The sequence below is a fragment of the Bythopirellula superficialaquae genome (assembly GCF_059632245.1).
This window is the reverse complement of sequence record NZ_CP197426.1, coordinates 5162923-5178598: the sequence shown is the minus strand read 5'-3', so window position 1 is coordinate 5178598 and position 15676 is coordinate 5162923. Positions and strand designations below refer to the sequence as shown.

The window sequence follows — 15676 nt, the reverse complement described above, 5'->3', positions numbered from 1 at the left end:
GCTAATGAAAGAATTATGGGCGAGTTACCAACGACCTCAAGGCGTAACTAATTTCGAATGAATAAATTAGCGAATATTAGCGTGAATAAGCGGTTAGAAAAGTTTCGCGACACGTTCGGTCGTTGGTTCGTGGACCACGCCACGCTCGGTAATAATACCCGAAATCAGCGCTGCGGGCGTCACGTCGAAGGCTGGGTTGTAGACGGCCACGCCGCTGGGGGCGGTTGCTTTGCCGTGGGATTCGACAATTTCACGTCCCGCACGCTGTTCGATCGGAATTCTATCGCCCGAGGGAAGCGTTTGATCGAATGTGCTCGTCGGGGCGGCCACATAGAAGGGTATGCCGTGAGCTTGAGCGAGCACCGCCACACTGTAAGTCCCAATTTTGTTGGCCGTGTCGCCGTTGGCCGCGATGCGGTCGGCGCCGACGATGACGGCTTGCACCTGACCGGCTTGCATGACGTGCGCGGCCATGTTGTCGCAAATGAGCGTGCAGTCGATGCCGCGGTCCATAAGTTCCAAAGTGGTGAGCCGCGCGCCTTGCAGTAACGGGCGGGTTTCGTCGACCCACACGCGCGGTTGTTTCGCCCGGCGAGCAAGTTCGAAGATCACGGCAAGCGCGGTTCCTTCGCCGCCGGTGGCCAACGGACCAGCATTACAGTGCGTGAGGATGCCACAGTTTGTCGGCAAATCCGCGAGCAAGTCCGCACCGTGTGTGCCGATGGCGGAACACATGCGTTTGACGTCGGTGTGGATCGCGTGGGCTTCGACAAGCAAGTCACGAGCAAGGTCAATCGGGGTCGAAGTCGGCGCAGCTCGCTTTGCGGCGCTACGCATGCGGTTCAATGATTCAAATAAGTTAACGGCCGTGGGACGGCTCGTGGCGAGATAATCGCACACTTGTTCAACGCGATTTTGCATTGTGGGGAGGTCGGCATCCAGCGCGGCTTGAGCACCCAAGCAAACCCCGAACGCGGCGGCGATGCCGATAGCTGGCGCGCCGCGGACGCTCAGCTCCTGGATGGCGATCCAGACCTGATCGACGTCGACGCATTCCAGAAACTCGATGGCATTGGGCAACCGAGTTTGATCGACGAGCAGCAAACAGCCGTTGATGTCGCCTTGCCAGAGGGCTGGTTCGAGTGGTAGCGACATGAGTTTTGACCGGTTCACCGCTAAGCCGCGAGCGGCTGGTTAGTTAAACAATTCCGCGCAGGGGAAGCCGAAGGTTTCTGCCACGGGTTGATTTGTGACCTGACCCGCGTGCATATTCACCGCGCGGGCAATCGGCCGCGAGGCTCGCGCTGCGCCCTCAATTCCCTTCTGAGCGATTTGAAGTGCGTAAGGCAAAGTAACATTGCAGAGGGCATACGTGCTAGTACGGCCCACGGCACCGGGCATATTGGTGACACAATAATGCAGCACATCATGCACGATGTACGTCGGCTGGCTGTGCGACGTGGGGCGGCTCGTGGCGATGCAGCCACCTTGATCGATGGCGACGTCGATAATCACACTGCCTGGCTTCATTCGCTTGAGGTCATCTTCTTCGATCAGGCGAGGCGCTTTGGCCCCGGGGATCAACACGGCGCCGACGACTAAGTCAGCTCGCGCAATTTGTTCGCGAATCGTGTGGCGGTCGCTGAACAGCACGTCGACGTTGGGGGGCATAATGTCGTCGAGGTAACGCAGGCGATCCATGTTGATGTCTAAGATGCTCACGTCGGCGTTGAAGCCAGCGGCGATCTTCGCGGCGTTCGCACCCACGACACCGCCACCAAGAATCGTAATGTTCGCGGGGGCCACGCCTGGCACGCCACCGAGCAAAATTCCACGGCCCATTTGTGGGCGTTCCAAATACTTGGCCCCTTCTTGAATGCTCATGCGGCCGGCGACTTCACTCATGGGGGTGAGCAGCGGCAAGCGGCCTTGGTCATCGGCCAACGTTTCGTAAGCCACGGCCGTGCAGCCTGAGGCCAGCACCGCCTCGGTGAGCGTGCGATCCGCAGCGAAGTGAAAATACGTGAAAATAATCTGGCCTTTGCGCAAGAGAGGCCACTCGGCGGGCATCGGTTCCTTGACCTTCACGATCATGTCGGCCCGGGCAAAGATTTCCTCGGGAGTCGCGACGAGCTCGCCACCGTTCTCGACATATTCGTGATCGGCCAATCCCGAGCCCAAACCGGCTCCCTGCTCGATGAGCACCTGATGCCCACGCCGTGTTAGCTCTTCGACCCCGACGGGCAACATAGCAACACGATATTCATCTAATTTGATCTCTTTGGGGACACCGATGATCATGCGGGGGAACTCCGAACCGGGCAATGCGTTGTGTGAGGTGGGAACTTTCAAATACAATAAGCCGTTTCGCACGAAACTAACAGCGTAAGCCCGCCATGAAAGAGCCAACTTCGGAAGCCCGTAACAGCCGCTGGCCCTTGGTGGCGATCGTTGTGGCGTTGGTGCTCTGGGGGCTGTTCTTGGCGTTGGGGGCCTACTGGGCCCCGGCGGGTGCCCAAGCGGGCCACGACCGGCGAAAACTCTTGGTCGTGGCGGTTACGACGGGGGGATTCCTGGCGATGTGGGGCCTGGCGTTGTGGATGGGCCGCCGACGACAGCGGCGATTGCTGGAATTCCGCGAGAAAAAGGGTCCTGGCAATTAGCGTTCTCGCCCTTGTCGGGTGAGCAAATCAGCGGTAAATTGGTGGATTCCCAACCGGCGCCCAGCGTGCACCGGGAGCCCGTCTCTGGCGATATGCCCAGGTTATTGGAAAGTACGATGATGAAAACATATATGGCCAAGCCCGGCGAGGTCGAGCAAAAGTGGCTGTTGGTTGATGCCACCGACAAGATCGTCGGTCGTTTGGCGAGCGAAATTGCCGTGATCCTCATGGGCAAGCACCGCCCCACTTACACCCCGCACGTTGATACCGGCGATTTTGTGGTTGTTGTCAACGCCGAGAAGATCGCCTTCACCGGCACGAAGTGGGAAAAGAAGAAATACGCCTGGTACACCGGCTACACGCGTCAGCGGACCGTGACCGCCGGCAAGCGGTTGGAAGACAAGCCGGAATTGATTCTTATGGAGGCCGTGCGACGCATGCTTCCCAAGAATAAGTTGGCGTATGCCATGCTTAGCAAACTCAAGGTTTACGCGGGCCCCACGCATCCGCACACGGCCCAGCAACCTGAGCCGACCGAGTTGGCGATTACGGCATAAGAAGAGTGAGTAAGTGAGTAGGTTCAAATTCAATACTTACTCACATACGCACTTACTTACCTGAATCAAAATCAAGCAAAACAAAATTTTTAAGTCCGAATCTTAGGAATCAATCCTTATGGCAGCAGTTGTGGAAGAAGCCTTGGGCACTGGCCGACGCAAGACATCGGTGGCTCGCGTGCGCATTAAAGCCGGCAGCGGCAAGATCACGATCAACGATCGCGATTTGGAAGAATTCTTCCGCGTTCCTCAGGATCGCAACGCCGTGGTTGCTCCGCTGGATCATTGCGAAGTCCGCGGTGCGGTCGACGTTTCGATTCGCGTCCATGGCGGCGGCACGACCGGTCAGGCGGGTGCCTGCATGCAGGGTATCGCTCGTGCGTTGATGAAGCACGACAGCGATCTCGAACCCAAGCTGCGTGAGAAGAATTTCCTGTCGCGCGATTCGCGCATGAAGGAACGCAAGAAGTACGGCCTGCACGGTGCTCGTCGCGGGACGCAGTTCTCCAAGCGTTAATTCGACTCTCAGCGAGCATATTTGCTGGAAATGCAAATCACGAAGCCAGTCTCGTTCGCGGGACTGGCTTTTTTCGTGTTTTCGCGGTGAAATACGGCCGCTTTTCTTTATTGCGATACTCAATCGCGTCGAGGGGGTTAAAAATAAGAGTAGCCTCCGGCGCGAGCCGCGAGGGACAAAATTACCTCTGACCCTCGGCTCGCGCCGACGGCTATGAGCCATGATTTCAAAATGCTTTTTCGTTGCGTTCCTCTTGAGCAGCATTTCGATTGCTCACGCCACGCCCCCTGCCCCCGCTGACTTGGCGCGGCAGGTTGATCAGTCGCTTGCCGCGGAATTGTTCGACGAACAAACCAAACTCGCACCGCGGACCGACGATGCCACGTTTGCTCGTCGGGTGTGGCTCGATCTTGTGGGAGATATCCCCACGCCGGAAGAGTTGACCGCATTTGTCATGGATCCGGCCAAAGACAAGCGTACGAAGCTCGTCGCGAAGTTGCTGGCGAGTCCACATTACGGTTTGAACTGGGCTCGCTATTGGCGCGATGTGATTTTGTTCCGTGCATTGGATGAGCGTTCGCAACTCGTGGCGAACCCACTCGAAGCCGACTTGGGCCAGTGGCTCAATGAGAACCGCTCTTGGAACAGGATCGCTACGGAGTTCATCACTTCGCATGGCGACGTTCGTGAGGTGGGGGGCACGGCGATCATGATGGCGCAGGATGGCCAGACCGAAGAAATCGCCGCCGAGGTATCGCGTATTTTTTTGGGCGTGCAGATTCAATGCGCGCAGTGCCACGATCATCCTTATGATCGTTGGAAACGCGAGCAGTTTCATGAGCTCGCGGCGTTCTTTCCCCGCGTGACCGTGCGGCCCGTGCGGGATCTGACGAAGCGCAGTTTTGAAGTCGTTGGGCAGGATAATTTTCGCCGTCGACCCCGTGGTAATAATGTCGAACGGCAACCGACGGCCGAACACATGATGCCCGACTTGGAAGATCCCCAAGCCCCAGGCACGCAGATGGAAGCGAAGTTTTTCCTGACGAGCAGCAGCGTGCCGTGGGGGACGACCGATGATCAGCGTCGGATGCAACTAGCCACTTGGCTCACCGAGAATGAATGGTTTGCCACGGCTGTGGTGAATCGCCTGTGGGCCGAACTCGTGGGAGAAGGTTTTTACACGCCCATTGATGACATTGGCCCTGACCGCGAATCGACGGCGCCCGAGACAGTGAAGCTACTGAGCAAGGCTTTTCAGGAGAGTGGTTACGACATGAAGTGGCTGATCGCCACGATTTGCGAAACCGAGGCTTATCAACGGCAATCGCGTCCTCGCCGTGAGTTGGAAGAAACGCCGTTTACGGCCAACGTACCCCAGCGGCTGCGGAGTGATCAGCTTTACAACGCATTGCTCTCGGCTTTGGATATGGCCGAGCAATCTCCCAAGGCGACTCAGCTATTGCGTGGCCGTGCGGGGACGCAGCGAGGAAAATTCGACGACGTATTTGGCTACGACCCGAGTGTGCCGCGTGAAGAAGCCGTTTCGTCGATTCCGCAAGTGTTGGCGTTGATGAATTCGGGACAGGTGAATCAGGCCGTTCGGACGAACCGCTACACGGCTTTGAAAGAGTTGCTCGATACGATTCCCAACGATGACGAGCTCACTACGGAAATCTTTTTGCGTTGCTTGTGCCGACAGCCAACCAAGAAAGAAATCGGCGCGATGCGGAAATACACCAAAGGTGCCAACAACCGCCGCGAGGCTTACGAAGACTTAGCGTGGTCGCTTGTTAATTCGGCAGAGTTTCAATATCGGAACTAAGAAATATGACGCACCAATTGCATCACATCACGAACGTAGCCACGCGGCAAGGCCGAGTGGTTCGCCGACGAGATTTTCTCAAGCAGCTCGCGGTCGCCGGCTTGGCGGCGGGGACCATGAGTTGGACCGACGCGATTGCCGCGTCGTCGGAGCAACTTCGTTCGCGGGGCATGTCGTGCATTTTGTTGTGGATGAGCGGTGGGCCTTCGCAGTTTGAAACATTTAGCCCCAAGCCCAACCATGCCAACGGCGGTGAAACGAAGGCGATTCCCACGAGTGTTCCGGGGATTCACTTTGCCGAGAATCTGCCTCACTGCGCGAAAGTGATGGACGATCTAGCCGTGATCCGCTCGATGACGAGCAAAGAAGGAAACCACTTGCGGGCGACCTATTTGCTGCATCACGGCTATTTGCCGATGGGGGGCGTGAATTTCCCCACGATTGGTTCGCAAGTGGCCCATCAAATCGGCGACGCCGCGAATCAACTTCCTAGCTATGTCCGCATCGGCGGGCGCTTACCGAGTTCCGGAAGCGGCGGCTTCTTGGGAGTCGATTACGATCCGCTCGTGTTGCAGTCGGCCACGCGTCCTCCCGAGAACACGACACCGCTCACCGATAACAAGCGATATGAACGTCGTTTACGATTGTTGAATTCGATGCAGAATGAATTCGCGGCCAACGGGGGCGAGCAACTTGTCGAGGATCAGCGCAAGCTCGTCAAGCAAGCTTCCGACATGATTATGAGCCCGCGGATGGAAGCGTTTGATATCGAACGCGAACCGGCGAAGCTGCGCGAAGCCTATGGCGAAGGAGAATTCGCTGCGGGTTGCCTGATGGCTCGGCGATTGGTTCAGCAAGGTGTCACGTTCGTTGAAGTGGTTTCCAAAGGCTGGGATACCCACGTCGATGGTTTCAATAAAGGGCGGGAACTGTCCGCGCAGATCGACCAACCCACGGCGATGCTGATTAGCGATCTTAAGCAAAGCGGCATGCTCGACAAGACGCTGGTCGTGTGGCTAGGAGAGTTTGGCCGCACGCCGAAGGTGAATCCGCGTGCTGGCCGCGATCATTATCCGCGGGCTTTCAACGCCGTGCTGGCTGGTGGCGGTGTGCGGGGTGGGCAAGTCATCGGCAAAACCGACGAGTCGGGGACCGAAGTGATTGAGCGGCCCGTGGCGGTCACCGATTTGTTCCGCTCGATCTATCACGCACTGGGGATCGATGCCGATCAAGAAAACATGAGCAGCATCGGCCGGCCGATCAAAGTGGTCGACGGCGGCGAAGTTGTGCAGGAGTTGTTTAGTTAGTGGCTTGTCGCTTAGCGATCTGCTTTTCGCCCGATGACGGTCAACGTGGCCTTGTCGGCGTCGATTTCCACTTCGCCCCCCAGCGGGAGCGTGCAGTTCATCGTGACGTGTCCGATGGGAAAATTCATCAGCACCGGTACGCCCAGCGGCTCGAAGTATTGCTTCAACACCCCCTCAGCGGTGAAACGGGGATCGGTTTTGCGCGGCTTGGGTTCGGGGACTTTGATGAACAGCCGCTGGATATGTCGCCAGTATTTTTTCATGCGGGCGATGAATTTATCGAGTTTGGAAACGGTTGGCTCAGAGTCGGTGAACTGCCCCACGACCACACCTCGTAGGTTGGCGAGTTTGCCGTTGGTTTTGAGCTGTTGAAGCATGCGGTCAATGCGATAAGGGGCTTCGCCGACGTCTTCGACCACGAGTATCGCGTCGGTGGTATCGATAGCGTATGGCGTGCCTTCGAGTGCGGCGAGCAATGTGAGATTCCCTCCTACGAGCCGGCCGCGTGCTTTGCCATGCCCGATTGCAATCGGCTGAGGAACTTTCTTATCTTTTTCCTCCCCATAACCGGTGCAGTCAATCACGTAGTCTTCAGAATTTTGATCGCTTTGTTCGACTGCTCGGAAAAAGTATTTTTCTGCAAATGGTTTAAGATTATCGTCGCTGCCAAGACCCCACATGGGGTTTGGGCTGTGGTAAGTTATGAAACCGGCTTTCTTGTTGAACGCATTATGCAGGGCCGTAATGTCGCTGAAGCCGATAAACAGCTTAGGATTCTTGCGGATCACGTCGAAATCGAGCATGTCCAAGATCCGCGTCGTGCCATAGCCCCCCGTGCCGGGAAAGATCGCATCGACTTCCGGATCGGTGAAAGCCTGCATCAATTCTTCGGCGCGACGCTCGTCGCTGCCGGCGAGATAACCGGCTTCGTCAAAGAGATCGTCGCGGTGTTTGATTTTGTAACCGCGTTCTTTGAGCCGCTTGATGGCAAGCTTGGTGCGCTTTTTATCCAATGACCCCGCGGGGGCGATGAACATGATCGTGTCGCCCGGCTTGAGCAGCGCGGGTTGAACTAACTTTTCTGCGGATTGCGCCCAACCAGAAAGCGGCAGACAGCATATCAGTAAAATCACACAAAGCAGGCGACGGACCATGGCAGGCTCACAAAGGCAAGCTGAAAACGGGACACCAAGTTCTTGCCATCGTAAACCAAGCGCGAGTCGAATTACAGAAGCGGTTAGCCGTCTCCGACTCGTTATTGCGCAGCAGTTTCACACATTGAACAAGAAGTGGCAAACATCGCTGTCGCGCATGATGTAGCTTTTCCCTTCGACGCGCAACTTGCCGGCGTCGCGGATTGCTTTTTCCGTGCCGTATTGGTCGAGGTCGTCCACGGAATACGTTTCGCAGCGGATGAAGCCGCGCTCGAAATCGCTGTGGATCGCGCCGGCGGCTTGGGGAGCGGTGGCCCCGGCGGGGATCGTCCAAGCGCGGATTTCTTTCTCGCCCGCGGTGAAGAAGCTTTGCAAGCCGAGCAGCTGGTAAGCCGCGCGAGCCAGCGCCGCGAGGGCCGGTTCGGTCAGGCCAAGGCTTTCGAGCATTTCTGCGCGTTCGGCTTCGTCCAGTTCACTGAGCTCTGCTTCCAGTCGCGCGCAGACGGGAACCACCGAACCCCCCTCGGCTTCGGCGCGCTGGCGGACTGCTTGCACGTGCTTGCCAGTGCCCGTGAGGTCGTCTTCATCGACGTTGGCCACATACAGAACGGGCTTGGTTGTGAGGAGTTGCAACTCTTTGTAGGCCTTGGCCAAATTCGGATCGTCGTAGCTGAGCCCCCGCGCTGGCTTGCCTTCGGCGAGCAACTTGTGGCATTCGGCCAAGACTTCCAGGCGGAGCTTGGCTTCCTTGTCGCCCGTGCGCGCGGAGCGATTCGCCCGTTCGGTCATCGATTCGACTGACTGCAAATCGGCGAGCATCAATTCGGTGTCGATGGTTTCGATATCGCGGATCGGATCGACGCTCCCTTCGACGTGAATCACGTCGGGTTCCTCGAAGCAACGCACGACGTGCAGGATCGCATCCACGGCCCGGATATGAGAGAGAAATTGATTGCCGAGGCCTTCCCCTTCGGACGCACCGCGGACAATGCCGGCGATGTCGACCAACTTCAAGATCGCGGGCACGATTTTTTGGCAGGGAATGTGTTTTTGGATGCGTTGCAAGCGCGGATCGGGGACGGCCACGGCACCGACGTTGGGCTCGATCGTGCAGAACGGATAGTTTTCGCTAGCGATGCCCGCCGCGGTGAGTGCATTAAACAAGGTCGATTTGCCGACATTGGGCAGTCCGACGATTCCGGCTTCCATGGCCCTGCTTTCTGGTGTTTTGGCCGTGAGAACATGTGAAAAACGGCAATTTTAGTCGACAACGTCTCTTTGCGACAGTCGCGAAAGTCGCAGGGCAGCGGGAGTTCTCCGTGGCCAGAATCGCCCTTAACGGTAATAATAAGACGCGGATTTCTTCCCAAGGATGTCTCTTCCCGTTTTGCAAGCACTCAAAAGGTTAGGACGATGATGGATCGGCGCACGCACCTCGCGGCTTTTGTGGTATTTCTTTTTTCGTTTCTGGTTTTGACCATCGGGGGCCAATTGGCTCACGCGGAAAGCAAGGGCCAGGACGATCTCGACGAGGCGATGCGGATGCGGGTGACGGCCGAAGGGCTGCCCGATCTCAATCAAGTCATCGACAAGCTGCAAGTCGCGCTCGACAAGGGGCTGGAAGTTGAAGACGCCGAAACAGCCGAGCAGATGCTGTCGGGCGCGCTCATGGAGCGGGCTTCGACGCTCATGCAAGTGGTCAATTCCAATTCGATTGGCGACGACCGCATCAAGCAGATTCTCAAGCTGATCGTTTCCGATTTACGGCGGGTATTGGCTTACGACAATCCGCCCCCCACCGCGAACTTCATGCTCGGCAAGTTGATGTCGTTGCCGGGGGGCGATGCCCATGAGGCGCGGCGGTTGCTCACCAATTTTCTCGCCGCGGAGGATATTCCCGTGGATGATCGGGCCGAGGCGTTGATGCTTCGCGCGCGTGTGCAAACCGACGAAGAGAAATCGCTGGCCGATTTTGACGAAGCCATTAAGCTCGTGCCCGACAACTCGAATTTCGCACTCGTGCGGGCGATGTTTTTGCGGAGCAAGGGCAAGTATGACGACGCGATGACGGATATTAACAAGCTGATCGAACAAAGCCCCGAAGATGCCAACGCATTCATTCTGCAAGGCGAGGTGTTTCGCGATTTGGACAAACCGGATGATGCGCTCAAGAGTTTTGATGAAGCCACAAAACTGGCCCCGCAAGCACCAGGACCTTATCAGCAACGTGGCGAGATTTATCGCGAGAAGCAGGACTACGAGAAGTCGATCCAGGAATTCTCCAAAGTGATCGAATTGCAGCCCGGCGACGTGTTGCCGTTGGTGCATCGTGCCGAAGCGTATCTCAACGACAAGCAATACGATAAGGCGTTAGCCGACGTCGATGCCGTTCTCGAAGAACAGCAAGTTGTGGCGGCCCATCGCTTGCGCGGGGAGATTCTGGCTCAGCTTGAACGACTCGACGAAGCGATCGACGAGATGCAGCAACTCACCAAGGCCGTGCCGAATCAGGCCGAGTTGAAGATGCAACTGGCGATGTACTACTTAATCAATAAGCAACCCGAAGAGGCGATCTCCGAATACGACGATGTTTTGTTGTTGGATCCGGAAAACTTTCTGGCCCTGCGGAGTCGTGCCGATGCTTACTTAAACGTCGGTAAACATGCCGAGGCGATTGCCGATTTTGAGGAAGCTCTCAAGCTTGAGCCGGAGGATAGTTCGGTTCTCAATAATCTGGCGTGGGTGTTGGCGACTTCGCCCGAAGCGAATCTTCGCGACGGTAAGCGGGCCGTCGATCTGGCCACCAAGGCCTGTGAGCTGACCGAGTACAAGTTGCCGCATATTTTGAGCACGCTGGCCGCGGCGTTTGCCGAGTCGGGCAACTTCGACAACGCGATCGAGTGGTCGCAAAAGGCGGTCGATATGAACGATCCCGAAAACGACGACCAATTGGCCAAGGAACTGGCCAGTTATCAAAAGAAGCAGCCCTGGCGGGAAAAGCAGGACGTCGCGAAGGATAAAGAGCAACCCGCCGAGAAAATTACCCCCAGCACGGACAAGGGTGTTGAGCGCTCGTTGGATTTTTAGTTTTTTGCTTACTTGGTTTATCACGTCGCCTGCACAAATATGGCTGAACCGATTTCTCATGGCATTTTTTCAGAATGGGTAAGATTTTTTGTAATCCTACGGGATGCGGACCGTCTAAGCCCTTAGGAGAACTTTCTGTAGGGAAGAAGTCCCCCTAATGACCGGAACAGCTTAGCCATGTCGATCAACTCAGCTTCATCAGCCGAGCCTTGTGCCAACCCTGGCGAGTGGGTTGATCAATATGGTGACGTCCTGTTTCGATATGCCAGTTCACGTGTCGGCGACGTTGAACATGCCGAAGATTTGGTGCAAGAAACATTTCTTTCCGCGTTTCGTCATAGGAAGCAGTTTGACGGGCGTGCCCGGTTTGGCACCTGGCTGGTTGCGATTCTGCGTCGAAAAATCGCAGATTACTACCGTGCGAAGCACAAATCTCCTGAGTTACTTGACGACGACACAGCCGATTGCGCTGTGAGTTTCAGTGAACGAGGCAAATGGAAAGTCGCACCGACTAAGTGGCAGTCGGCACCCGAGGAGTTGGCCGAGAATGCAGAGTTCTGGGGAGTTTATCAAGGTTGTTTGGGAGACTTGCCCGCCCATTTGTCCCAAGCTTTTCATCTGCGTGAATTGGCTCGCTTGGCGGTTGAGGAATTGACCCAAAAGCTAGCAATTACTCCCCAAAATCTTGCCGTGCGACTTCATCGCGCGCGGATCTTGCTCAGAGAATGCTTAGAGAAGAAATGGTTTTTGCCTTAGGTGGAGTCGTTAATGAACCAACACACTCGTGTCTCGCTTTTAAATCTCAGTTGTCGAGAAGCGACTCGCTTGGAGTCTGAATCGTTAGATCGCCAGCTTTCCTCGCGGGAAAAGTGGGCCTTGCGATTTCATATTTGGTTTTGTCGCGCTTGCCGTCGATTTCGCTCGCATTTGAGATTCATGCAAGACATGGTCACGCGAATGCCCATCCCTCTGAGGGAAGCACTCGTCGCGAGCAAGCTGCAACTTTCATCTTCGCGGCGTACCCAAATTAAATATCTATTGGAACAGGCGAGTGCTCAAGAAAAATAAATTGACTTAACGAAGATTAAGTTCAATAAATTTTTCATTCAGCCTGTAATGTTTCTCTCAGCCTAGCGTCTAAATCTCCGAAGTTACGAAATCGTACTATGTTGGCGATTTCTTCTCACGCACCTCGGAGGGACAGATGATGTATTTACGTACGCTTATTTCCTTGAAAGTAGTTCTCTTGTTTTGCGGTAGTTTATCACCCGCACAGGCGCAAACTGTTAAGCTTCGCGTCACTGTGGAGAATCTCGCCCCTGCTAATAGCATTTCGCTAGCACCCCTGCGGTTTGGTTTTGGCAACGGAACGTTCGATTCTTTTGACAACAACCAACCCGCCTTTTTATTAGGCAATCCCGACATCTCGCAGGCCCCGATCGTGACGATTGCCGAAGGTGGCTCGGGTTCGACGTGGTTTCCAGCTTTTGCCACCGCCGAGCCTAACGCGAATTTGGGAAGTGTGTTGGGACCAACCATTCCTCCCTTCTTGCCGGGCGATATGGCATCAACGCTGATCGAAGTGGATGTCGCAAACCGTTTCTTTACTTTTGGCACGATGGTCGTGCCAAGTAACGATCATTTTCTGGGGAACGCAAATCCGACCGCTTTTGAGGTTCTGAATGCCAACGGTGACTTGCTGCTTACAAGTATTACCGAAGACGCGAGCCGAATCTGGGACGCGGGTTCGGAAACGGAGAATCCGGCAAATGCCGCGTTTCTTGTTGGTGGAGTCAACGGGCAGAGGGAGAATGAGAATTTGCCGGTCACTTTCAATTTTGCGGATCTTTCGGCATTCAGTGGTTTCACGACGGCAGCCGGTTACACATTCGATAGCTCGTTGCTAACTGCGAATACGCCCATTTTGAGAGTTTCCTTTGAGAGAGTACCCGAACCTACGTCGATCTTGCTGACATTATTGGGCTTGATGGCACTGAGTGCGACTCGCCACAGAATTTGCTAGGATATCTTTTGCGGAATCATGACAGCAACTTGCCGGCCCAGGGAATGACCGTGGGCCGGCTTTGATTTTTTGGAGCGCCAACGTCATGTTCATCAGAACATTGATTATTTCCTGCCTTCTGGGAATTTTCTCGTGGTCGGTTGAAGCAGCTGAGAAGCCGCAACTCACAGATCCCACGATTCTACTCATTCGCGATGATGCGGTGCGGCAGGAACTGGCTTGCACGCCCGAGCAGCGTCAGTTGCTGGATGAACTGTTGCGTAAGCACAATCGCATGCTGCTGGCGATTCGTGATGTGAGCCCGTCAGGGGCTGACGAGACGGCCCAGCCGGAACTTGTCGAGATTCGTGCCGAGCTCAAGAAGTTGTTCACGAACGAGCAGCGCCTGCGCTTGCAGGGGCTCACGCTGCAAGCGCAAGGGTACGATGCGTTGTTGCGGAAAGACATTGGCACAGCGCTCAAGCTCACTGACGAGCAGCAAACGCAGCTTACGGACATCTCCACGCGGTTTCGCAACAGGTTGCATGACTTACAGCAGCGCGGCATGGAAGCGCTGGAAGGTGAGCTGCCTCAACTCAACGCCGAACGGCACAAGGAAGTCGTCGAATTGCTTTCCCCCGAACAGCAAGATGCCTATGGCCGCTTGTTGGGGCAGCCATTTGATTTCAGTAAAGTCGTGAAAAGCCCCGCCTGGGCGCCGGAGTTTGTGGGGATCGAGGAGTGGGTCAATTCCGATCCGCTTACGCTGGAAACGTTGCGCGGCAAAGTGGTTGTCGTTCACTTCTTTGCGTTTGGTTGCAGCAACTGCATCAACAACTATCCCTGGTATCGCGAATGGCACGAGGCGTTTCAAGGGAAAGACGTTGCGCAGATTGGCATTCACACGCCAGAGACGGAATTTGAAACGGATAACGCGCAACTACGAGCTTCTCTGGAGAAACATGAGTTGAAGTTCCCCGTCGCGGTCGATAAAGAGAAGAAGATGTGGCAAGCTTGGTACAACAACATGTGGCCGAGCGTGTACATCATCGACAAGCAAGGCCGCGTGCGGTATTGGTGGTATGGCGAGCTGAATTGGGAGGAAGCCGGCAATCAAAAAGTTGCGCGGCGGCAAATCGAAGAATTGCTTGCCGAGCCACCAACCTCAGAGGAGTCGTCATGAATTTTGGCTACACGATTATCTACGTCGACGACGTGGCAGCAACGCTGGAGTTTTATGACAAGGCGTTTGGCTTGGCGACGCGGTTTCTGCATGAGAGCGGCTACGGCGAGTTAGAAACCGGTGCGACGGTGTTGGCGTTTGCCGCACACGAAGTGGCTGAACAAAATCTGCCTGAGGGTTACGCACGAATTTCGGCCGAAGGCAAGCCGTTTGGCGTGGAGATCGGTTTGACCACGACCGACGTTCCGGCGGCGTACGAGCAGGCGGTCGCCGCGGGGGCACAGCCAATCTCCGAACCGAAGACAAAGCCGTGGGGACAGGTCGTGGCTTACGTGCGGAGCATCGAGGGGACGTTGGTGGAACTTTGCTCGCCCATGGTCGCGCCTTAAACAGTGCCTGCCGCGTTCTGCGCGAGCCTGCTTCGTATGCCGGGAAATTTGAGGCTTGCCGCGCTTGGAACGGCATTTGCCTCCTAACTTGTGCGCTTCTATCTTCCCCTGCCAAAATGTCATGGTAAAAAAATATGAACTGGTTAGTTGCCAATCAGCGCGATTCGCAGCAGCGCATGTGGCCTGTCATAGGCGGCTTTACCGCCGATGAACGCGAGCCCTTGGATCGTGCGCAGGTGATGCGTCGATTGGAATGGCTGACGACTGTGTTGGACGACCGTTACAAAGTGCCCGGCACGAAGATGCGTTTCGGGTGGGACACGCTCATCGGACTCGTGCCGGTGGCCGGTGATGGTTTCACGACGGCGATGTCGGTGTACTTCATGTGGGAAGCGAATCGCCTCGGCGTATCCAAATGGACGTTATGGCGGATGCTCGGCAATGTGGGGATCGACTTTGTTGTGGGCGCCGTGCCGTTGGTGGGAGATTTGTTCGACATGGCCTGGCGGGCCAATCGCAAGAATCTTGCTTTGCTTAAAAAAGAACTCAGTCGCGACGTGCCCGTGGAGACGTTAAGTCGCGCATCCTAAATCACAATTTTTAACTCGTCGCCAAATCAGGAGACACTTCGATGTCCAAGCCAGGCAGTTCGACAGTCGGTTCGTTGCGCGCCAATCGTCCCGAGAAAAATTCTGACGGGGATTCGATCACCAGCGACGACATCTGCGATGCCGCCGAGGCGTTGCGGTCCGTCGAGATCGAAGCGGCACGCGACAACTACGACGCCGAAGTAGATACGGCTGAGACGGTTGTTTGGTCGGCTGATAGCAATGATCTCGTCATCCCGGTGAACTTGGAAGAACTCTCGATTGATGAGCTACGCGCGGTGGCGGGGATGTTGCAGATTCCGAATTACTCCCAGATTACGGATCAAGAAGAACTGCTCGCAACGATTCGGACTTACGCCGAACCGCCGCGGCGGACTCCGAAATAAA

The 15676-nt window shown here is 55.8% G+C and carries 17 protein-coding genes; 13 read left to right on the top strand and 4 right to left on the bottom strand.

Annotated features, from left to right (window positions below; translation table 11 throughout):
• Nucleotides 1-93: 93 nt before the first annotated feature.
• On the bottom strand, nucleotides 94-1155 hold the full coding sequence (gene mtnA, locus SH678x_RS21395; RefSeq protein WP_496920496.1) for an S-methyl-5-thioribose-1-phosphate isomerase: 1062 nt from the start codon (nucleotides 1153-1155) through the stop codon (nucleotides 94-96).
• A 39-nt stretch (nucleotides 1156-1194) separates the two neighbouring features.
• On the bottom strand, nucleotides 1195-2301 hold the full coding sequence (gene ald, locus SH678x_RS21390) for an alanine dehydrogenase (protein ID WP_496923093.1): 1107 nt from the start codon (nucleotides 2299-2301) through the stop codon (nucleotides 1195-1197).
• Nucleotides 2302-2396: 95 nt separating this feature from the next.
• Between ald and SH678x_RS21385 the strand changes: the two genes are divergently transcribed.
• The 5 genes from SH678x_RS21385 to SH678x_RS21365 all read left to right on the top strand — a co-directional run bounded on the left by SH678x_RS21385 (nucleotide 2397) and on the right by SH678x_RS21365 (nucleotide 6866).
• Nucleotides 2397-2663, top strand: coding sequence for a hypothetical protein (locus tag SH678x_RS21385; RefSeq protein ID WP_496920495.1), 267 nt, complete (start codon nucleotides 2397-2399; stop codon nucleotides 2661-2663).
• A gap of 116 nt (nucleotides 2664-2779) precedes the next feature.
• Nucleotides 2780-3220, top strand: coding sequence for a 50S ribosomal protein L13 (rplM, locus tag SH678x_RS21380; protein ID WP_496920494.1), 441 nt, complete (start codon nucleotides 2780-2782; stop codon nucleotides 3218-3220).
• A gap of 118 nt (nucleotides 3221-3338) precedes the next feature.
• Entirely contained in the window at nucleotides 3339-3737 is a 399-nt protein-coding gene (rpsI, locus tag SH678x_RS21375) for a 30S ribosomal protein S9 (RefSeq protein ID WP_496920493.1), read from the top strand.
• Nucleotides 3738-3957: 220 nt separating this feature from the next.
• Nucleotides 3958-5559: a DUF1549 domain-containing protein gene (locus tag SH678x_RS21370; RefSeq protein ID WP_496920492.1), complete on the top strand. Its 1602-nt coding sequence runs from the start codon at nucleotides 3958-3960 to the stop codon at nucleotides 5557-5559.
• A 5-nt stretch (nucleotides 5560-5564) separates the two neighbouring features.
• Nucleotides 5565-6866, top strand: a complete 1302-nt coding sequence (locus SH678x_RS21365) for a DUF1501 domain-containing protein (RefSeq protein WP_496920491.1) — start codon at nucleotides 5565-5567, stop codon at nucleotides 6864-6866.
• 11 nt (nucleotides 6867-6877) lie between these two features.
• Here SH678x_RS21365 and SH678x_RS21360 read toward each other — a convergent pair whose 3' ends face one another.
• A complete protein-coding gene (locus SH678x_RS21360; RefSeq protein ID WP_496920490.1) occupies nucleotides 6878-8020 on the bottom strand; it encodes a S66 peptidase family protein in 1143 nt (380 codons plus the stop codon).
• A 117-nt stretch (nucleotides 8021-8137) separates the two neighbouring features.
• Complete coding sequence (gene ychF, locus SH678x_RS21355) at nucleotides 8138-9229, bottom strand: redox-regulated ATPase YchF (protein WP_496920489.1); 1092 nt, start codon at nucleotides 9227-9229, stop codon at nucleotides 8138-8140.
• 204 nt (nucleotides 9230-9433) lie between these two features.
• Between ychF and SH678x_RS21350 the strand changes: the two genes are divergently transcribed.
• The 8 genes from SH678x_RS21350 (at nucleotide 9434) to SH678x_RS21315 (ending at nucleotide 15675) form a co-directional block, all read left to right on the top strand.
• Nucleotides 9434-11107 carry a tetratricopeptide repeat protein gene (locus SH678x_RS21350; protein WP_496920488.1) on the top strand — a complete coding sequence of 558 codons (1674 nt, stop codon included), beginning with the start codon at nucleotides 9434-9436 and terminating at the stop codon, nucleotides 11105-11107.
• A gap of 177 nt (nucleotides 11108-11284) precedes the next feature.
• Nucleotides 11285-11863, top strand: coding sequence for a sigma-70 family RNA polymerase sigma factor (locus SH678x_RS21345; RefSeq protein WP_496920487.1), 579 nt, complete (start codon nucleotides 11285-11287; stop codon nucleotides 11861-11863).
• 12 nt (nucleotides 11864-11875) lie between these two features.
• Nucleotides 11876-12175 (top strand): zf-HC2 domain-containing protein, encoded by a 300-nt coding sequence (locus SH678x_RS21340; protein ID WP_496920486.1) that lies wholly within the window; start codon nucleotides 11876-11878, stop codon nucleotides 12173-12175.
• A gap of 136 nt (nucleotides 12176-12311) precedes the next feature.
• Nucleotides 12312-13130 carry a spondin domain-containing protein gene (locus tag SH678x_RS21335; protein WP_496920485.1) on the top strand — a complete coding sequence of 273 codons (819 nt, stop codon included), beginning with the start codon at nucleotides 12312-12314 and terminating at the stop codon, nucleotides 13128-13130.
• An 85-nt stretch (nucleotides 13131-13215) separates the two neighbouring features.
• Entirely contained in the window at nucleotides 13216-14292 is a 1077-nt protein-coding gene (locus SH678x_RS21330) for a redoxin domain-containing protein (protein WP_496920484.1), read from the top strand.
• Nucleotides 14289-14681: a VOC family protein gene (locus SH678x_RS21325; RefSeq protein ID WP_496920483.1), complete on the top strand. Its 393-nt coding sequence runs from the start codon at nucleotides 14289-14291 to the stop codon at nucleotides 14679-14681. Before SH678x_RS21330 ends, SH678x_RS21325 begins: the two co-directional genes overlap by 4 nt.
• A gap of 134 nt (nucleotides 14682-14815) precedes the next feature.
• On the top strand, nucleotides 14816-15271 hold the full coding sequence (locus tag SH678x_RS21320) for a DUF4112 domain-containing protein (RefSeq protein ID WP_496920482.1): 456 nt from the start codon (nucleotides 14816-14818) through the stop codon (nucleotides 15269-15271).
• A 41-nt stretch (nucleotides 15272-15312) separates the two neighbouring features.
• The gene (locus tag SH678x_RS21315) at nucleotides 15313-15675 is read left to right on the top strand and encodes a hypothetical protein (protein WP_496920481.1); all 363 of its coding nucleotides are present in this window, start codon (nucleotides 15313-15315) and stop codon (nucleotides 15673-15675) included.
• Nucleotide 15676 lies beyond the last annotated feature (1 nt).

Excerpts from the sequence above, each read along its gene's own strand:
- mtnA (WP_496920496.1), bottom strand. The coding sequence starts at position 1,155 with ATGTCGCTACCACTCGAACCAGCCCTCTGGCAAGGCGACATCAACGGC.
- ald (WP_496923093.1), bottom strand. The coding sequence starts at position 2,301 with ATGATCATCGGTGTCCCCAAAGAGATCAAATTAGATGAATATCGTGTT.
- SH678x_RS21385 (WP_496920495.1), top strand. The coding sequence starts at position 2,397 with ATGAAAGAGCCAACTTCGGAAGCCCGTAACAGCCGCTGGCCCTTGGTG.
- rplM (WP_496920494.1), top strand. The coding sequence starts at position 2,780 with ATGATGAAAACATATATGGCCAAGCCCGGCGAGGTCGAGCAAAAGTGG.
- rpsI (WP_496920493.1), top strand. The coding sequence starts at position 3,339 with ATGGCAGCAGTTGTGGAAGAAGCCTTGGGCACTGGCCGACGCAAGACA.
- SH678x_RS21370 (WP_496920492.1), top strand. The coding sequence starts at position 3,958 with ATGATTTCAAAATGCTTTTTCGTTGCGTTCCTCTTGAGCAGCATTTCG.
- SH678x_RS21365 (WP_496920491.1), top strand. The coding sequence starts at position 5,565 with ATGACGCACCAATTGCATCACATCACGAACGTAGCCACGCGGCAAGGC.
- SH678x_RS21360 (WP_496920490.1), bottom strand. The coding sequence starts at position 8,020 with ATGGTCCGTCGCCTGCTTTGTGTGATTTTACTGATATGCTGTCTGCCG.
- ychF (WP_496920489.1), bottom strand. The coding sequence starts at position 9,229 with ATGGAAGCCGGAATCGTCGGACTGCCCAATGTCGGCAAATCGACCTTG.
- SH678x_RS21350 (WP_496920488.1), top strand. The coding sequence starts at position 9,434 with ATGATGGATCGGCGCACGCACCTCGCGGCTTTTGTGGTATTTCTTTTT.
- SH678x_RS21345 (WP_496920487.1), top strand. The coding sequence starts at position 11,285 with ATGTCGATCAACTCAGCTTCATCAGCCGAGCCTTGTGCCAACCCTGGC.
- SH678x_RS21340 (WP_496920486.1), top strand. The coding sequence starts at position 11,876 with ATGAACCAACACACTCGTGTCTCGCTTTTAAATCTCAGTTGTCGAGAA.
- SH678x_RS21335 (WP_496920485.1), top strand. The coding sequence starts at position 12,312 with ATGATGTATTTACGTACGCTTATTTCCTTGAAAGTAGTTCTCTTGTTT.
- SH678x_RS21330 (WP_496920484.1), top strand. The coding sequence starts at position 13,216 with ATGTTCATCAGAACATTGATTATTTCCTGCCTTCTGGGAATTTTCTCG.
- SH678x_RS21325 (WP_496920483.1), top strand. The coding sequence starts at position 14,289 with ATGAATTTTGGCTACACGATTATCTACGTCGACGACGTGGCAGCAACG.
- SH678x_RS21320 (WP_496920482.1), top strand. The coding sequence starts at position 14,816 with ATGAACTGGTTAGTTGCCAATCAGCGCGATTCGCAGCAGCGCATGTGG.
- SH678x_RS21315 (WP_496920481.1), top strand. The coding sequence starts at position 15,313 with ATGTCCAAGCCAGGCAGTTCGACAGTCGGTTCGTTGCGCGCCAATCGT.